The following is a 17444-nucleotide window of genomic DNA, read 5'->3' on the forward strand; positions in this document are numbered from 1 at the left end:
ACTCGAATGAGGGGACATTCTCCAGACCAATCGGACGTTGACTCGATGACACGCCGTTCGCACCCCTAGGATTCCCTCTATCACCTCACCGGTCTCTTTCGACAGGAACCCCATGAGCGACACTTCCTCCCCCTTCGGCTTCGAGCTCGTGCGGCGTGGATACGACCGCGGCCAGGTGGACGACCGCATTACCAAGCTCGTCGCCGACCGTGACAGTGCACTGGCCCGAATCACCTCTCTGGAAAAGCGGATCGAGGAGCTGCACCTCGAAACGCAGAACGCCCAGGCCCAGGTCAACGACGCGGAGCCGTCCTACGCCGGGCTCGGCGCGCGCGTCGAGAAGATCCTTCGGCTGGCCGAGGAAGAGGCCAAGGATCTGCGCGAGGAGGCCCGCCGCGCCGCCGAGCAGCACCGTGAGCTGGCCGAGTCCTCCGCCCAGCAAGTCCGCAACGACGCCGAGGCGTTCGCCGCCGAGCGGAAGTCCAAGGCGGAGGACGAGGGCGCCCGTATCGTCGACAAGGCGAAGAGCGACGCCTCCACACTGCGCGCCGAGGCGCAGAAGGACGCGCAGTCCAAGCGCGAGGAGGCGGACTCCCTCTTCGAGGAGACCCGCGCCAAGGCCGCCCAGGCCGCCGCCGACTTCGAGACGAATCTGGCCAAGCGCCGCGAGCAGTCCGAGCGCGACCTGGCGTCGCGTCAGGCCAAGGCGGAGAAGCGGCTCGCGGAGATCGAGCACCGCGCCGAGCAACTGCGCCTGGAGGCGGAGAAGCTGCGTACGGACGCGGAGCGCCGGGCCCGTCAGACGGTGGAGACCGCGCAGCGCCAGGCCGAGGACATCGTGGCCGACGCGAACGCCAAGGCGGACCGTATCCGCAGCGAATCGGAGCGGGAGCTGGCGGCGCTCACCAACCGCCGCGACTCCATCAACGCCCAGCTGACCAACGTCCGCGAGATGCTCGCGACGCTGACCGGCGCCGCGGTGGCCGCGGCCGGCACGCCCGGCGACGACGAGGCCTCGCGCGGCGTCCCGGCGCAGCAGACCCGCTGACGCCGGGCCGGGCCCGCGCCCGGCCGGTGCGACAAGGAGCGCCCCCGCTCCGCCCGTGAGGCGGTGGCGGGGGCGCTCTTCTGTGTTCTCTGGGTTCTCTGGGTTCTCTGGGGCGTGTGTGGCCTGTATGGCGCGCTCGTCGGCCCGTATCCGGTCAGGGGTGGCGGAGGCCCGCATACCCCCTTAGCGTGGCCGCATGATCGAGCTTGAGGGGCTGAGCAAGCGATACGGCGACAAGCTCGCCGTGGACGATCTCACGTTCACCGTACGGCCAGGGATGGTCACCGGCTTCCTGGGACCCAACGGCGCGGGGAAGTCCACGACGATGCGGATGATGCTGGATCTGGACAACCCGACCAGCGGCAGCGTACGGATCGACGGCAGGCACTACCGGCAGCTGACGGACCCGCTGCGGTCCATCGGCGCGCTGCTCGACGCGAAGGCGATGCACGGCGGCCGGACCGCGTACAGCCATCTCCTGTGCCTGGCGCAGAGCAATGGCATCCCCGCCGCCCGGGTCGGCGAGGTGCTGGAAATGGTCGGGCTGTCCGGAGTGGCCAAGAAGCGCTCCAAAGGTTTCTCACTCGGCATGGGACAGCGGCTGGGGATCGCGGGCGCGCTGTTGGGCGACCCGGAGATCCTGATGTTCGACGAGCCGGTCAATGGGCTCGATCCCGAGGGCATCCACTGGATTCGCAATTTGATGAAGTCTCTGGCCGCCCAGGGCCGTACGGTCTTCGTCTCCAGCCACTTGATGAGTGAAATGGCGCTCACCGCGGAACATTTGGTGGTCATCGGCCAGGGGCGGTTGATGGCCGACACATCGATGGCCGACTTCATTCGCGAGAATTCTCGTTCATACGTACGAATCAGTTCGCCCGAACACGAGCGGCTGCGCGATGTACTGGCGGGCGCCGGAATCACCGCGGTGACCGTCTCGGGCGGCCATCTGGAAGTGGACGGCGTGGCCGCCTCCGCGCTCGGCGAGCTGGCTGCCGAGCACCGGCTCGTCCTGCACGAGCTGAGCCCGCAGCAGGCGTCCCTGGAAGAGGCCTTCATGCAGCTGACCGCCGGGTCGGTGGAGTACCACGCGCACTCCTCGTCGACCGGGCTCGCGGCGGAGACGGCGGGGCCGGTCGGGCCGGTCGGGCCCATGGGGCCCGGCGGGTCCGTCGGGCCTGGAGAGACCGGCGGCGCGCCGGCGGCGGGGTGGGGCGCGGACTGGCAGCAGGGTCAGCAGAACCGCAAGAACCGGAAGAAGGGCTCCTGACGATGGCGGTGGCGCAACAGGTCCTGCGGTCGGAATGGACCAAGATCAAATCGGTGCGGTCCACGGCGTGGACGCTGGGCCTGGCCGCCGTGGTGACGATCGCGCTCGGCGCGCTCATCAGCGCCGTGTCCAAGAACAGCTTCGACAACCTGTCCACAGAGGACCGGCTCACCTTCGACCCGACGCTCACCAGCTTCGCGGGCATGGGCCTCGGCCAGCTCGCGATGATCGTCTTCGGCGTGCTGGTCGTCTCCAACGAGTACAGCACCGGCATGATCCGCACCTCCCTGGCGGCCGTACCGCAGCGCGGCACGTTCCTCTTCGGCAAGGTCGCCATCGCCACGCTGCTCGCGCTGATCGTCGCCATGGTGACGTCGTTCCTGACCTTCTTCATCGGCCAGGCGATGCTGGGCGACCACAAGGCGACCCTCGGCGATCCAGGCGTGCTGCGAGCGGTGATCGGCGGCGGGCTCTACATGACGCTCATCACGATGTTCTCGATGGGCATCACGGCGGTACTGCGCAGCCCGGTGCTGTCACTGGGCGTCCTGATGCCGTTCTTCTTCCTGGTCACCAACATCCTCGGCAGCGTCTCCGCCACCAAGAAGGTCGGCCAGTACTTCCCGGACCAGGCGGGCGGGAAGATCATGCAAGTGGTCCCGAACAGCGACGACGCGCCGTACGGGCCGTGGGGCGGTTTCGCGATCATGGTGCTGTGGGTGGTGGCGGCGCTGTTCTTCGGCTATCTGTCGCTGAAGCGGCGCGATGCCTAGGCGCTTCGCTGGGGGTCGGTAGGTACGCGCCTGCGGGTGCGTACTGGCTCCGGCGGGCCCTGCCGGGCCTTGCCGGGCCTCGCCGGGGGCCGGCCCCGTGCGTCGGGTGCGGGAGCGTCGTGGCTGGTCGCGCAGTTCCCCGCGCCCCTACGGGGCACGGCCACACCGTGCGGGGCCACGCCCCGCCCCCGCGCTACGCGTAGGCGCTCTGCTGGGTTCGGTAGGTACGCGCCTGCGGGTGCGTACTGGCTCCGGCGGGCCCTGCCGGGCCTCGCCGGGGCTGGCCCCGTGCGTCGGGTGCGGGAGCGTTGTGGCTGGTCGCGCAGTTCCCCGCGCCCCTGCGGGGCACGGCCACACCGTGCGGGGCTTCCCCCGCGCCTCCGCGCGACGCGTAGACGATCCGCCGGGTGCGATCCGGTGCGTCGGGTGCGGGAGCGTCGTGGTCGGTCGCGCAGTTCCCCGCGCCCCTACGGGGCACGGCCCGCTGGGCTTCCCCGCACTACGCGTAGACGATCCGCCGAGTGCGATCCAGTGCGCCGGGTGCAGGAGCGTCGTGGCCGGTCGCGCAGTTCCCCGCGCCCCCGCGGGGTCTCCCGTCCCGGGCCCGCTGAGTTCTTGTTTAACGGGAACCGTCAACGCGTGGTTATCCTCCTAACGCTTACGGGGGCGCGCGCCCCGACCATCTCGTGAGGGGCGGAGAATGATCGAGGCAGCCGGCCTGACGAAGCGCTACGGCGCCAAGACGGCCGTGTACAACCTGTCGTTCCAGGTGCGGCCGGGAACCGTCACCGGGTTCCTGGGGCCCAACGGCTCCGGCAAGTCGACGACCATGCGCATGATCCTCGGTCTGGACCAGCCGACCTCCGGGCACGTCACCGTCGGCGGCCACCCCTTCCGCGAGCTGCCCAACGCCCCGCGCCAGGTCGGCGCCCTGCTCGACGCCAAGGCGGTGCACGGCGGGCGCAGCGCCCGTCAGCACCTGCTGTGCCTCGCCCAGCTCTCCGGCATCCCCGCGCGCCGCGTGGACGAGGTGCTGGGGGTCGTCGGCCTCCAGGACGTCGCCCGGCGCCGGTCCAAGGGGTTCTCGCTCGGCATGGGACAGCGGCTCGGCATCGCGGCGGCGCTGCTCGGCGATCCGCAGGTGCTGCTGTTCGACGAGCCCGTCAACGGTCTGGACCCGGAGGGCATCCTGTGGGTCCGGAACCTGATGAAGTCGCTGGCCGCCGAGGGTCGCACGGTCTTCGTCTCCAGCCACCTGATGAGTGAGATGGCTCTCACCGCGGAGCACCTGATCGTCATCGGCCGCGGCCAGCTGCTGTCCGACATGAGCGTCAAGGACTTCATCTCGCAGAACTCGGCGGACTTCGCGCGCGTCCGCACCCCGGACACGGAGCCCGAGCTGCGCGAGAAGCTCACGGGCGCGCTCATCGAGGCCGGCGGCCAGGTGCTGCCCGAGCAGGACGGCGGGCTGCGGGTCACCGGGCTGCCGCTGCCGCGGATCAGCGATGTCGCGCACGGGGCGGACGTACGGCTGTGGGAGCTCTCGCCGCACCAGGCGTCGCTGGAGGAGGCGTACATGCGCCTCACGCAGGGCTCCGTCGACTACCGCTCCACGGCGGACCAGCGGATCGGCCTGCATCAGCAGGTGCCGGCCGGGTACACGCCGGTCGGCTACAACCCGGCCGACAGCTGGGGCGCGCAGGGCCCCGGCGCTGCGCAGCCCGGCGGGTACGGGCAGCCCAGCGGGTACGGACAGCCCGGCGCGCAGCCCAATCCGTACGCGGCGCAGCAGCACGTGCCGCAGCAGCCTCCGCAGGCGCCGCCCGCCGCGGCCCCGCAGGCCGCCGCCGCTCCCGCCGACCTGAACAAGCGCGACGACCGCGACGACCGCGATAACAAGGACGCCCGATGACGACCCCGAACCAGCAGCAGGCCCCCCAGGAGCCCGTGCCGCCGCAGGGGCCCCACGCGAACGCCCCGCAGCAGCCCCCCGCGCAGCCGTACGGGCACGGCGGCCCGCCGCAGCAGTGGCAGGGCGGCGCGTACGGCCAGGGTCAGTATCAGCAGGCGGGCCAGGGCCGGCTCTACGGCTACGCCTCGCCCATCCCCGTGCGCCAGGCGAACCTCGGCGACGCCCTCGCCTCCGAGTGGACCAAGATCAGGTCGGTGCGGTCCACGATGTGGACGCTCGGCGTGATGGTCGCCCTCGTCCTCGGCATCGGCCTGCTCGTCGCGGTGGCCGTCGGCTCCCAGAGCGGCAAGACCCCCACCCCGCTGCCGAGCTTCGGCTTCTTCGGCGTGCTGCTCGGCTCGATGTGCGTGATCACACTGGGCGCGCTCACGATGACCTCGGAGTACGGCACCGGGATGATCCGTACGACGCTGACCGCCTGCCCGAGCCGGGGGCGGGTGCTCGCCGCGAAGGGCATGATCTTCTTCGCGGTGGCGTTCGTGATCACCCTCGTCACCACCACGCTCGTCGCGCTGCTGCACTCCGCGCTGCTCGGCGGCAGCGTCACCGACGACAACTCGACGACCGGCGACTGGCTGCGGGCGACGGTCGGCGTGAGCCTCTACGTCGCGACCCTGGGCCTGCTGGCGATGGCCGTCGGCACCCTGCTGCGGCACTCCGCGGGGGCCGTCACGGTCATGCTCGGCGTGGTGCTGCTGCCGCTGGTGCTGGGCCTGTTCATGTTCGCGGAGAGCCTGGAGAAGGTCCGCGAGTTCCTCTTCCTGTACTCGATCCCCAGCCAGCTCGGCGGCTTCTACGGCACCTCGATGGGGGACGACGGCCCGACCGGCTGGACTCCGCTGTGGATCATGCTGGGGGTGACGGCGGTCGTGATGGCCGGCGCCTACGCCGCCATGTCCAAGCGCGACGTATAGCGCGGAGAAGATCCTGCCGCGGTCAGTACCGCGGCGCGTTACGGGACCGCTGGAGCCGCGCGCTCCGGCGGTCCCGCGCGTTCCAGCACGCCTTGTGCCAGTGCCGCCGGTCCTCCACGCCGCCGTGGTCGGGCCAGGCGACGAGGTGCGGAACGCCGGGCGGGATCTCCTGGTCGCAGCCGGGGCAGCGGTAGTGCTTGGCCGCGGCGCCGCCGCCGACCATGCGCACGATCCACGCCTCGCCCCGCCAGTCCTCCGAGCGCTCCAGTCCGTAGCGCTCACTGGGGGCGCCGCCCTCATCTCGCGCGGCGGGTTTGTCGGCGCCGCCTCGCGGGCGGTTTCGGCGCGGGGACACGGAACACCTCATGGGGATCTGGAGAGCTACGGGGCGTCACCAGATTACGCGTCAGGGTCACCGCCCCGGGTACACGTAAGGCAGCCGCTCCCCTGGTCCCCCTCTGATCATCATGAAAGTTTATGCGAAGCCGTGCCCTTGGCACGTGTCACACGTTGTTGCCTACAGGGGGATGTCGCGTCGGTCGCTAGGAGGCGTAAGAGCGATGCGCGTTGGAGCTTTCGTCCTGGCAGCGCAGTTCCCCGGCCAGGGCCAGGGAGAGGCGCTGCACCGCGCCGTACGGACGGCGGAAGTCGCCGAGGAGGCCGGGCTGGACGCCGTCTGGGTCGCCGAACACCACTTCGTCCCGTACGGCGTCTGCCCGTCCGCCGTCACCCTCGCCGGGCTGCTGCTCGGCCGTACCCGCCGGATCGGCGTCGGCACCGCCGTCAGCGTGCTGCCGACCGCGCACCCCGTCGCCCTGGGCGAGCAGGCGGCGCTGCTGCACCTCGTCTCCGGCGGCCGGTTCACCCTCGGGGTGGGGCGCGGCGGGCCGTGGGTGGATCTGGAGGTCTTCGGATCGGGGCTCGGCGCGTACGAGTCGGGCTTCCCGGAATCCCTCGAATTGCTGACGCGCTGGCTGCGCGAGCCGAGAGTAGGGGCGTCCGGAGAGCGGTACGCGTTCCGCGAGGTCGATGTCGTGCCGCGCGCCGACGAGCTGCCGGAGCTCGCCCAGCCGCCCGTGATCGTCGCCTGCACCTCGCCGAACACGGCCCGGCTCGCGGCCGAGCGGGGCCTGCCCATGCTGCTGGGCATGCACTGCGGGGACGACGAGAAGGCGGCGATGGTGGCCCTGTGGCGGGACCACGCCCTCGCCGCGGGCCGCTCTCCCGAGGAGGTCGCGGCGGCCGAGCACGTATCGGCCGGAGTCGCGCAGATCGCGGACGAGCCCGGCGCGGCGGCGGAGACCCTGAAGAAGTCGATGCCCGGCTGGCTGCGCCAGGGGCTGGGGGCCCACGTCACGGTCCACGGGCAGAAGCGCCCTATGCGCGATCCGATGGCCTATACGGAGCTGCTGTGCGGCCTGCACCCGGTCGGCCCGCCGCGGCTGTGCGCGGACCGTCTGGCGGCCTCGGCCGAGCGCACCGGAATCCGGCGGTTCGCCCTCCTGACGGAGGGCTCCGGGGATCTGGCGGCGACGGAGGAGAACGTCCGCCGGCTCGGCGCCGAGGTGCTCCCGCTGCTCGGCTGACCGGGCCGGAGCGCCGCCGGCTCCGCGAGCGGCCGGCCGGACGCCGCCGCCCTGGCGGGCGGCCGCGCCGTCGGCGTCCCGGCAGGCTGTCGGCCGGGATGCCGCCGGTCTCGTAGGTCTTCGGCGGGGGTGCCGCCGCCCCGTAAAGTGAACGCACCTCCCGCATACGGGGCGGCGGCCGAGTCACATCAGCAGTCCCGAAGCTCCGGAGACTGGTTCAGCAGCTGGCCCCTGATCGAGGTGAAGCGGGCGAGGCGGTCGTCGACCGCCGGGTCGAGCGGGAAGACCGCGACCCGGTGGCAGTTCTGGAACGCCAGGCGGACCCCGAAGTGCCGCTGGAGCGCACCGCGGATCGCGTCACTCGCCAGCGCGCGCAGCAGTTGACCGCGCGCCTGCTCGTTCGGAGGAGGCGTCTGGTTGTCGGCGAACTCGCCGCCGTCGACCTTGAGCTGGGCCACCAGGGAGCTGACCATCTCCCATGCGTAGGGCAGGGAGGTCCGGACGCAGTCGACGAATTCGGCTTCGTCGACCTCGCCTCGCTCGGCCTGTTCGAGGAGGGCCGGTGAGACGTCGAGCGACATGGTTTCTCCTCTCGCGACCCCGTTGAGCGGGGTCTAAGGGATGGGCGGACGGTCGACAACGGAGAGTGCCTGAACGGCGACCGCCCTCTTCAACGGTAATTCGGCCACTGCCGCCGCACCAGGAGAATGCGCATACAACCGGCCATCGCCGTTTGGGTTCATCCGGGGCGAATCGCGTGGACGGCCCGGCGTCGAGTAGCGTGACCGACCATGCGTCTCGTCATTGCCCGTTGCTCCGTGGACTACGCGGGCCGGCTCACCGCCCATCTCCCCTCGGCACCGCGTCTCATCCTCGTGAAAGCCGACGGCAGTGTCTCCATCCACGCTGACGACAGGGCCTACAAGCCCCTCAACTGGATGTCGCCGCCCTGCACGCTCAAGGAGGGCGACGGCGATGTGTGGACCGTGGTGAACAAGGCGGGCGAGAAGCTCATCATCACCATGGAGGAGGTTCTGCACGACTCCTCGCACGAACTGGGCGTCGATCCGGGGCTCATCAAAGACGGCGTGGAAGCACATCTGCAGGAGCTCCTCGCCGATCGGATCGAGACACTTGGCGAGGGCTGGACGTTGATCCGGCGCGAATACCCCACCGCCATCGGCCCCGTGGACATCCTCTGCCGGGACGCGGACGGCGCGACGGTGGCCGTGGAGCTCAAGCGGCGCGGCGAGATCGACGGCGTCGAGCAGCTCACGCGCTACCTCGAACTCCTCAACCGGGACCCGCACCTCGCGCCGGTCAAGGGCATCTTCGCGGCCCAGGAGATCAAGCCCCAGGCGCGGGTACTGGCCACGGACCGCGGTATCGGCTGCGTGGTGCTGGACTACGACGCGCTGCGCGGCATCGAGGACGACAAGCTCCGCCTCTTCTGAGCTTCTTCTGGTCCTCTTCTGAGTACTATCCGCTCTTTTCAGACCGAGCCGTGAGTGTTACGGGCCGTACGGGGATCTCCCGTACGGCCCGTTCCGCTTCCGCTTCCGCTTCCGTCACACCGCGTACGGGCCGGAGCAGGGCCGATCCGGGTGGCAGGCCCTTTACGCGGTCCTCGACCCGGCGGGAGCCCCGGTGACCGGCCCGGTCCCCGACGCCTCGGGCACCGACTGGGAGGCCGACTGCGTCACCGTCTGACTCGACGTCGGGCCGGTCGGCGGGGACTCGGGCGTCGTCGGCACGGTCGGGTCCGGGCTCGTCGGCGTCGTCGTGGGCTTGTGCGTCGGGGTGTGCGTCGGGGTCGTGGGCTGCTGCGTCGGGCGGTGGGTCGGCTCGGTGGGCTGGTCCGTCGGCTTCGACGGGGAGGACGGCGTGTGCGACGGCTCCCCGCTCCCGGTCGGGTCGTCGGGCGAAGCGCTGTCCGAGGCGCCCGGCGACTGGGAGGGGCCGCTCGGGCTGGTCGTCGGCCCGGCCGCCCCTGCGGTGCCCGGCTTTCCCGGCAGCCCGCCGGGGCTGCTCCGGCCGCCGCCCGGCCGGTCGGCGGTCAGGCCGTCGTCGCCGTCCTGCTGGGACGCCGACTGGTCCGGCTTGACCTTGTCGGAGGGGTCGTTGTCGCCGCCGGAGGTGGCGCCGAGGGTGACCACGGTGCCCAGCACAGCCACGAGCAGCGCGCCCGCGCCCGCCGCGACCAGGTTGCGCCGGGCGCCGCCGAAGACCGTCTTGCGCGCCGGGGGCGGCGGCGGGCCCGCGGCCATGGCCGCGCCCGCTCCCCCGTCGGCGGCGAGCCGGGTGATGATCGTCGTCGTGCTGTCGTCGGGGTTCGCGGCGGCGAGCGGCGCGGTGACGCCGCCGGGCGGCGACGCCGACTCCTCGGACCGCGCGGCCGGCACCTCCTCCCCCGCGGGCGTGTACCCGTCGGGCGGCGGGCCCCCGGCGGGCCGCCCGGAGCGGTCCGCGACCAGGGCGAGCGCCCTGCGGCCCGCGACCGTGCCGCGCCGGTCGGCGAGCACGCCGCGCAGCCCGATGGACGCCTCCAGCTCGGCGCGGGCCCGGTCGAGGTTGTCGGTGCAGAGCGCGAGGATGCCCAACTCGTGGTGGAAGTACGCCTCTTCGGCGACCTCGCCGGCGATCCGGGCGGCCTCCTGCCCGTACCGCAGGCTGCGCTCCCAGGCGCTCCAGTGCAGCGCCGCGGCGAACGCGGGCGCCGCCGTACGGGCCAACAGCACGGCCGCGGCCGGGTGCCCGGCCTCCCGGCTGGCCACGAGGACGCCCATCGCGGCGAGGATCGCGTCGGACTCGACCGCGGTGCGCTCGGGGGTGACCGAGGGGTGCCCGGCCCACCAGGCGTAGTGCTGGGCCGCGAGCTGCGCGTGGGTGGCCGTGTCGGTGCCGTACCCGGCGGCCTGGAGCTGGGCCAGGACGCCGCCCGCCAGCCGGTAGTGGGCCCCGGCGGGGGTGACGAGCCCGCAGGCGATCAGCTCGCCGAGGGCGGCGTCGGCGTGGGCGTCCCCGACGAGCGCGGGGAGGTGCGCCTGGTGCGGGAGTTCGCCGCCGAGCGCCACGGCGAAGCGCAGGGTGTCGCGGCCCGCTTCGCTGACGCCGGACGCGATCAGCGCGGCGGGCGCGGCGGCCTCGGCCGTGGCGGGCAGCGGGATGTCGCCCGCGTCGAACGGCGCGTCGACGGGCCGCTCCGCGAAGACGCCGTAATCGTCGAAGGCGCCGCGGTCCGCGCGCAGTTCGTCGCGCTGCCGCAGCAGCGCCCCGGCCTGTACGTACCGCAGCGGCAGCCCCTCGGACTCGAACCACAGGTCCGCCGCCCAGCCCGCCTCGTCCGCGGCCGGGGGCCGGCGCACGGCCCGCGCCAGCAGCTCCAGCCAGGCGTCGCGGCCGAGCCCGCCGAGGAAGACCTCTTCGAGGTGCGAGTCGTCGGAGGGGGCGGCGACGTCGGGGGTGGCCGCGATGAGGAAGGCGCACTCGGGGGTCGCGTCGAGGAGGTCGTCGAGCGCGGCGCCGCCGAATTCGAGGTCGTCGAGGACCACGACGGCGCCGATGTCGCCCACCAGGGAGAGCAGCCGGTCGCGGTCGGGGCGGTGCAGCGGGGCGCGGTGGACGGCGGCGAAGAGGTCGTGCAGGAGGTCGGTGGAGGTGCGGCGGTAGCCGGAGAGGCGTACGACGCCGTCGGGCGCGAGGGTCGCGCAGTCCTCGGCGACGGCGTCGAGGAGGGCGGTGCGGCCCGCGCCGGGCGGCCCGGTGAGCCGTACGGACCGGCCGCGGCCCAGCAGCCGCACGAGCCGCTCGCGCTCCTCGTCGCGGCCCAGGAAGGGCAGTTCGGACCCGGCGGTCCCGGCGAGGGGCGGCGGGGCCGCCGCCCGGCGGAGCTCGGCGCGCTCCTCGGGCAGGTGCTTGTCCGGGCGGCCGGGTCGCTCGGCGGGCGGGCAGACCTCGATCTCGCTGCCGTCCACGGGGTTGATCGTGAGCAGGTAGTCGCCGGCGATGAGCTGTACGGTACGGGCGGGCGCCGGCGCGTCGCCGCCGGAGCCGGGCGTGCTCCGCTCGTGGGCCGGCGGCTGCGAGGCGGCGCCGTCCGTCGGTGTGCGGCCGTCGCGGCGCTCGTCGCCGTCGCGGCCCTCGTGGTCTTCCGGTCCCCGGTCCATCGGGTCCATGGTCAAGCCCCCCAGATGCGTGGCGTGCCGTATTGCCCTCCCGGCCTGTCCGCACGCTCGCCGTCGCTTCTGGTCCGGTGCCCGCCGTAGGCTTTCGGAACGCGGCGGGGACACCGAACCCTAAACCTTCCCACAGTATCCCCGCACCTGAGGGGTGTCGCGCCGCGCGGGAGGTCACAGTCCTGTGCGGATCGGCCGGCCGCGGCGGCGTCAGACGCGCGGCAGCGACTCCGCCTCGATGCCGCCCTCGATGGCGAGGATGCGGTGCAGCCGGGTGGCGACCAGGAGTCGCTGCATCTGCGGCGGCACCCCGCGCAGCACGAGCCGCCGGCCCGTGCGCCCCGCGCGCCGGTGCGCGCCCATGATGACGCCGAGCCCGGTGGCGTCCCAGGAGTCGAGCTCGGTCAGGTCCAGGACCAGATCGCCGCGGCCGGAGTCGACGGCGGCGTGCAGGGCCGTACGGGCGTCCGCCGCGCTGCGGACGTCGAGGCGGCCCCCGACGACCAGCTCGGCGTGATCGCCCCTGATATGCATATGCGCTCCCCGGATCCGGTACGTGATGTTGCCTCCGTGTCTACAGAACTGACTGCCTCTCATGCCGCGAAGTTGCCGTCTGTAAGCGAACCGATACCGAATTCACTCCTCAGGGTGATCCCGATGTGGATGGTCCGCACAACCGCCTCTCAGTGCTGATAGAACCCCTGGCCGCTCTTGCGGCCGATGTCCCCCGCGTCGACCATGCGGCGCATGATCTCCGGCGGTGCGAACTTCTCGTCCTGGGACTCCGTGTAGATGTTGTCCGCCGCGTGCAGCAGGATGTCGACGCCCGTGAGGTCGGCGGTGGCCAGCGGGCCCATCGCGTGCCCGAAGCCCAGCTTGCAGGCGACGTCGATGTCCTCCGCGGTGGCCACCCCGGACTCGTACAGCTTCGCCGCCTCGACGACCAGGGCCGAGATGAGGCGGGTGGTCACGAACCCCGCGACGTCGCGGTTGACGACGATGCAGGTCTTGCCGACTCCCTCGGCGAACTCCCGCGCGGTGGCGAGGGTTTCGTCACTGGTCTTGTACCCCCGGACGAGCTCGCACAACTGCATCATGGGCACGGGTGAGAAGAAGTGGGTGCCGACGACCCGCTCCGGGCGGCGCGTGGCGGCCGCGATCTTGGTGATCGGGATGGCGGAGGTGTTGGAGGCGAGCACGGTCTCGTCCCCGACCAGTCCGTCGAGGGTGCGGAAGATCTCCCGCTTGGTGTCGATGTTCTCGAAGACGGCCTCGACGACGATGTCGGCGTCTGCCGCCCCGTCGAGGTCGGTGGTGGTGGCGATGCGGCCGAGCGCGGCCCCGGCGGCGCCGGCGTCCAGCTTGCCCTTGGCGACGAACCGGTCGTACGACGCCTTGATGGCGTCCGTGCCGCGCGTCAGCGCCGCGTCGGTCACATCGCGCAGGACGACGTCCCACCCGGCCTGGGCGGAGACCTGGGCGATGCCGGAGCCCATCAGTCCGGCCCCGATGACGGCGAGCTTCTTCGCCACGACACACACCTCTCCTCGACGCTGTTTGCCGGACCTTAACGCCCGTTCACCCTTCGTGGCAGCAGTGTGAGGTGCGCGTCACTGTGTGTTCTTCGCCGCATATCGGCCGCGTAGTTGACGGTCCGTCCGCTGAGCTGGGCGGGCCGGACCCTGCCGTGACGCGCCGCACACAAAGTCCCGCCGCGTAGCCAAGCGGGCTCGGGGAAGCACTGGCACGTCCCCACGCCGCCCGGCACGCACTCTCGCCGCACCGCCCCGAGGCCCAAGTACGTCCAGTACGAGGGCCTCAGTGCGGCACGCCGGGAGCACGCACCGAACGACGCGGAAACGCACCGCGCTCCCCCGAGCCCGCTTAGGCTCGTACACATGGTCAATCTGACGCGCATCTACACCCGCACCGGCGACGACGGCACCACCGCCCTCGGCGACATGAGCCGCACCGTGAAGACCGACACCCGCATCGCGGCGTACGCCGACGCGAACGAGGCGAACGCCGCGATCGGGGTGGCGGTCGCGCTCGGGCAGCTGCCCGAGGAGGTCGTGAAGGTGCTCGTACGGGTCCAGAACGACCTCTTCGACGTGGGCGCCGACCTGTCCACCCCGGTCGTCGAGGAGCCCGAGTTCCCGCCGCTCCGCGTCGAGCAGTCCTACGTCGACAAGCTGGAGGCCGACTGCGACCGCTTCCTGGCCGAGCTGGAGAAGCTGCGCAGCTTCATCCTGCCGGGCGGCACGGCGGGCGCGGCCCTGCTGCACCAGGCGTGCACCGTCGTCCGGCGCGCGGAGCGCTCCACGTGGGCGGCGCTGGAGGTGCACGGCGACATCATGAACCCGCTGACCGCCACGTATCTCAACCGCCTCTCCGACCTGCTGTTCATCCTGGCGCGGTCGGCCAACAAGGCGGTCGGGGACGTCCTGTGGGTCCCGGGCGGCGAGCGCTGACGGCCGCCGGAGCACGCACCAGCCGAAGGGCCCCGGCTCCGGGGCCCGCCACGCGCCACCTCAATGTGCAGGAGAGATTGATGACGATCCGCCGGGTGAACCACGTCGTCCTGTCCGTCACCGACATCCGGGCCTCGACCCGCTTCTACCGCGACGTCCTGGGGCTGAAGGTGGTCGATACCCTCCCCGGGGACGGGCCCGACCCGTTCATGGTCTTCCTCCGCACCCCGGAGGCGTCGGACAACCACCACGACCTCGGCCTGATACGCGCCGAGTCGCCCGCCGCCGTACCCCCCGAGGCCGCTCCGCCGGGCCTGCGGCACGTCGCCTTCGAGGTCGGCTCCCTCGACGAGCTGGCCGAGGTCAAGCAGCGGCTGGAGGCCGCGGGCAGCGTCAAGGAGACCTTCGACCAGGGGATGCACCTGTCGGTGTACTGCACCGACCCAGACGGGATCGAGATCGAGGTGATCTGGCCGACGCCCCGCGACTCCTGGTCCTACGAGGAGCCGATCGTCCGCAAGCCGCTCGACATCGACGGGGCGCGGCAGCGCTGGGGCTCCGCGCCCACCGACCGCTGACGCCCTTCACCGCTTGAGCAGGGAGTGCGGCCGCTCCGTCTCCCCGCCGGACCCCTCGCCGCCGCCCGGCGGCCGCTTCGGCCAGAGGGTGTAGCTCGCCGCGATGACCACGTTGATACCGATCACCCACACCATCTTCAGCTGCCACGAGCGCAGCGAACTGGTGCCGCCGTCATCCCCGACGTACCAGATGGCGGCCTGGAGCAGCGCCATCGCCACCGCGGCGGCGAGGATCCAGTGGCCCGCGGTCTTCCACTCGTACACGGTGCGCGCCATGCCGTACTTCGGCGGCTTGACGGGCTTGGGGGCGCCCGCCCAGCGGTGGGCCACGTGTCCGTCGACCCACTTGATGGTCTGATGGCCGAGGCCCACCGTGAAGCCGATGTACACGGCGGCGAGGCCGTGCTTCCAGTCCGGCTCCGCGCCGTTCTTCAGGTCGAACGCGGTGACGGCGAGCAGGACCAGTTCCAGGACCGGCTCCAGCAGCAGCACCGCGAGCCCCGCCCGGGGCATCTTCGCCAGATAGCGCAGGCTCAGCCCCGCGGCCAGCAGCACCCAGAAGGCCACTTCACAGGCGACGATCAGTGTGACGATCATGGTTCTCTCCCGTCTCTCCCCTCCAGCCTCACCTGCGCCGCGGGCGTTCGCGTCGTCGCCCGTGACGATCCCCCGCTGCATCCTTCGATGTAGTCGGGCCGCCCGTACGCGCGCCCGGACGCCGACGCCCTCGGCCCGTCCCACGTGCTGTGATGGACCCATGCCGCTCCGCCTCCCCGGTCGCCCGCACCGCCATGACGTGTTCATCGCCGCCGGCGGGCTGCTCGGCGGGCTCGCGCTGTGGTTTCTCGGGCTGACCGGCGGGCGGCCGATCGACGGGTTCCCCAAGCCGCTGACGCTGGTGGCGCTCGCCGTGATGGCCGGGGCCGAGCTGCTGCGCCGCACCGCCCCGCGCACGGCGCTGGCCGTCGGCGTCCCCGCGCTCGCCCTCGACCTGAGCACCGGCACCCTGATCGCCACCGTCGTGATGTTCACCGACCTGGTGTACGCGGCCGTGCTGTACGGATCGCCGGCCGCCGCGCGCCGCATCTCGCGCGGCACCGAGCTGTTCACGGTGGTGGGGACGCTGGTGTCGCTGGCGCTGCTGCGCAAGCCCGAGGCGCTGCTCATCGGCGTCGCGGCGGCCCTGCTCACCATCACCCCCGCCTGGACCGGCGTCGGCATCCGGCGCTACCGCGACAGCGCGCGGGCGGCCCGGCTGGAGGCGGAGCGCACCGCGCTGCTGGCAGAGCTGGACCGGCGCGAGGCGGTCGGCGCGGAGCGCGCCCGGATGGCGCGCGAGCTGCACGACATGGTGGCCAACCACCTCTCGGCCATCGCCATCCACTCCACGGCCGCCCTGTCGATAGGCGAACCGAAGGCGGCCGCCGACGCGCTCGCGGTGATCCGGGCGAACAGCGTCCAGGGGCTGGCGGAGATGCGCCGCCTGATCGGTCTGCTGCGGGACGCGGGCGGCGAGCAGGAGCCAGCCGCCGCGCCCCGGCTGGACGCCCTGGACGCGCTGATCGAGCAGGCCCGTGCCAACGGCTCGGGCTCCGGCCTGCGCTTCGTCCTGCTCGACGAGCGCGCGCCGGGCCCGCTCCCGGCCCCCGTGGAGCTGGCCGCCTACCGCATCGTCCAGGAGTCCTTGACCAACGCCCTCAAGCACGCCGCGCCCGGCGAGGTGGCGGTCCGCCTCGGCCGCGCCGGGGACGGCCCGCTGGAGGTCTGCGTGACCAGCCCGTTCGGGGAGCGGGACGGGCCGCGCGCGCCCGGTTCGGGCGCGGGGCTGGTCGGCATGCGTGAGCGGGTCGCCCTGCTGGACGGGGAGTTCGAGGCGGGCCCGGTGCCGGCGGACGGCGCGTACGAGACCGAGAGCGGCAAGGCATGGCGCGTACGGGCCGTGCTCCCGCTGCACGAGAGAGGAACGCAGTGAACGCTGAAACCCCGAGCGGGCCGGTCCGGGTGCTGGTCGCGGAGGACCAGTCGGCGGTACGGGCCGGGCTCGTCCTCATCCTGGGCTCGGCCCCGGGCATCGAGGTGGCCGGGGAGGCGGCCGACGGCGAGGAGGCCGTGCGGCTCGCCCGCGAACTGCGCCCGGACGTCGTGCTGATGGATGTGCAGATGCCCCGGCTCGACGGCGTCTCGGCCACCCGGCTGATCACCGGGGAGCGGCTGGCGGATGTCCTCGTGCTGACCACCTTCGATCTCGACGAGTACGTCTTCGGGGCGCTGCGGGCCGGTGCCGCGGGGTTTCTGCTCAAGGACAGCGAGGCGGCCGAACTGGTCGCGGCCGTACGGACGGTGGCGCGCGGCGAGGGCATGATCGCCCCGGCCGTGACCCGCCGGCTGATCGCGGAGTTCGCGCGCCCGGAGCCGGCGCCCTCGCCGCACGCGCCCGATCCGGCCGTGCTGGACGCGCTGACCCGCCGGGAGGGCGAGGTGCTCGTCTGCCTGGGCGAGGGGTGCTCCAACGCGGAGATCGCGGAGCGTCTCGATATGGCGGAGGCGACGGTCAAGACGCATGTCAGCCGCCTGCTCGCCAAGCTGGAACTGCGCAGCAGGGTGCAAGCGGCGGTACTGGCGCAGGAGTTGGGGCTGATCCGGCCCTCTTGACTTTG

General features: G+C 72.4%; 17 protein-coding genes. 11 read left to right on the forward strand and 6 right to left on the reverse strand.

Annotated elements, in window-relative coordinates:
• Positions 1-112: 112 nt before the first annotated feature.
• From AB0I22_RS22685 to AB0I22_RS22705, 5 genes are all read left to right on the forward strand, one after another.
• Entirely contained in the window at positions 113-1048 is a 936-nt protein-coding gene (locus AB0I22_RS22685; RefSeq protein ID WP_363132670.1) for a cellulose-binding protein, read from the forward strand.
• Positions 1049-1244: 196 nt separating this feature from the next.
• Positions 1245-2318: an ATP-binding cassette domain-containing protein gene (locus tag AB0I22_RS22690; protein WP_363132671.1), complete on the forward strand. Its 1074-nt coding sequence runs from the start codon at positions 1245-1247 to the stop codon at positions 2316-2318.
• A gap of 2 nt (positions 2319-2320) precedes the next feature.
• Positions 2321-3091 carry an ABC transporter permease subunit gene (locus AB0I22_RS22695; RefSeq protein WP_363132672.1) on the forward strand — a complete coding sequence of 257 codons (771 nt, stop codon included), beginning with the start codon at positions 2321-2323 and terminating at the stop codon, positions 3089-3091.
• Positions 3092-3791: 700 nt separating this feature from the next.
• On the forward strand, positions 3792-5003 hold the full coding sequence (locus AB0I22_RS22700; protein ID WP_363132673.1) for an ATP-binding cassette domain-containing protein: 1212 nt from the start codon (positions 3792-3794) through the stop codon (positions 5001-5003).
• Positions 5000-5977 (forward strand): ABC transporter permease subunit, encoded by a 978-nt coding sequence (locus AB0I22_RS22705; RefSeq protein WP_363132674.1) that lies wholly within the window; start codon positions 5000-5002, stop codon positions 5975-5977. The genes AB0I22_RS22700 and AB0I22_RS22705 overlap by 4 nt, the downstream gene beginning before the upstream one ends.
• Positions 5978-5999: 22 nt before the next feature.
• Here the strand turns inward: AB0I22_RS22705 and AB0I22_RS22710 are convergent, their stop codons facing one another.
• A complete protein-coding gene (locus AB0I22_RS22710; RefSeq protein WP_363132675.1) occupies positions 6000-6332 on the reverse strand; it encodes an ATP/GTP-binding protein in 333 nt (110 codons plus the stop codon).
• Positions 6333-6537: 205 nt separating this feature from the next.
• Here AB0I22_RS22710 and AB0I22_RS22715 point away from each other — a divergent pair, with 205 nt between their 5' ends.
• Complete coding sequence (locus AB0I22_RS22715; RefSeq protein WP_363132676.1) at positions 6538-7563, forward strand: LLM class flavin-dependent oxidoreductase; 1026 nt, start codon at positions 6538-6540, stop codon at positions 7561-7563.
• Positions 7564-7751: 188 nt separating this feature from the next.
• On the opposite strand, the gene AB0I22_RS22720 is transcribed toward AB0I22_RS22715, so the two are convergent.
• Positions 7752-8144 carry an SCO5389 family protein gene (locus AB0I22_RS22720; protein ID WP_363132677.1) on the reverse strand — a complete coding sequence of 131 codons (393 nt, stop codon included), beginning with the start codon at positions 8142-8144 and terminating at the stop codon, positions 7752-7754.
• Between the two features lie 210 nt (positions 8145-8354).
• On the opposite strand from AB0I22_RS22720, the gene nucS reads away from it, so the two are divergent.
• A complete protein-coding gene (gene nucS, locus AB0I22_RS22725; RefSeq protein WP_030889712.1) occupies positions 8355-9017 on the forward strand; it encodes an endonuclease NucS in 663 nt (220 codons plus the stop codon).
• A 162-nt stretch (positions 9018-9179) separates the two neighbouring features.
• Here the strand turns inward: nucS and AB0I22_RS22730 are convergent, their stop codons facing one another.
• From AB0I22_RS22730 to AB0I22_RS22740, 3 genes are all read right to left on the reverse strand, one after another.
• On the reverse strand, positions 9180-11738 hold the full coding sequence (locus AB0I22_RS22730; protein ID WP_363132678.1) for an ATP-binding protein: 2559 nt from the start codon (positions 11736-11738) through the stop codon (positions 9180-9182).
• 210 nt (positions 11739-11948) lie between these two features.
• The gene (locus AB0I22_RS22735; RefSeq protein ID WP_030889708.1) at positions 11949-12272 is read right to left on the reverse strand and encodes an STAS domain-containing protein; all 324 of its coding nucleotides are present in this window, start codon (positions 12270-12272) and stop codon (positions 11949-11951) included.
• A 149-nt stretch (positions 12273-12421) separates the two neighbouring features.
• On the reverse strand, positions 12422-13270 hold the full coding sequence (locus AB0I22_RS22740) for a 3-hydroxyacyl-CoA dehydrogenase family protein (RefSeq protein WP_363132679.1): 849 nt from the start codon (positions 13268-13270) through the stop codon (positions 12422-12424).
• A 366-nt stretch (positions 13271-13636) separates the two neighbouring features.
• Between AB0I22_RS22740 and AB0I22_RS22745 the strand changes: the two genes are divergently transcribed.
• Complete coding sequence (locus AB0I22_RS22745) at positions 13637-14209, forward strand: cob(I)yrinic acid a,c-diamide adenosyltransferase (RefSeq protein ID WP_363132680.1); 573 nt, start codon at positions 13637-13639, stop codon at positions 14207-14209.
• Positions 14210-14289: 80 nt separating this feature from the next.
• Positions 14290-14787 (forward strand): VOC family protein, encoded by a 498-nt coding sequence (locus tag AB0I22_RS22750; protein ID WP_363132681.1) that lies wholly within the window; start codon positions 14290-14292, stop codon positions 14785-14787.
• A gap of 6 nt (positions 14788-14793) precedes the next feature.
• Here the strand turns inward: AB0I22_RS22750 and AB0I22_RS22755 are convergent, their stop codons facing one another.
• Positions 14794-15384 (reverse strand): hypothetical protein, encoded by a 591-nt coding sequence (locus AB0I22_RS22755; protein WP_363132682.1) that lies wholly within the window; start codon positions 15382-15384, stop codon positions 14794-14796.
• A gap of 160 nt (positions 15385-15544) precedes the next feature.
• On the opposite strand from AB0I22_RS22755, the gene AB0I22_RS22760 reads away from it, so the two are divergent.
• Both AB0I22_RS22760 and AB0I22_RS22765 read left to right on the forward strand, forming a co-directional pair.
• A complete protein-coding gene (locus AB0I22_RS22760) occupies positions 15545-16759 on the forward strand; it encodes a histidine kinase (protein WP_363132683.1) in 1215 nt (404 codons plus the stop codon).
• A complete protein-coding gene (locus AB0I22_RS22765; protein ID WP_363132684.1) occupies positions 16756-17439 on the forward strand; it encodes a response regulator transcription factor in 684 nt (227 codons plus the stop codon). Before AB0I22_RS22760 ends, AB0I22_RS22765 begins: the two co-directional genes overlap by 4 nt.
• The last annotated feature ends 5 nt before the right edge of the window (positions 17440-17444 follow it).

It is taken from the genome of Streptomyces sp. NPDC050610 (genome assembly GCF_040654875.1).
Lineage (GTDB): Bacteria > Actinomycetota > Actinomycetes > Streptomycetales > Streptomycetaceae > Streptomyces.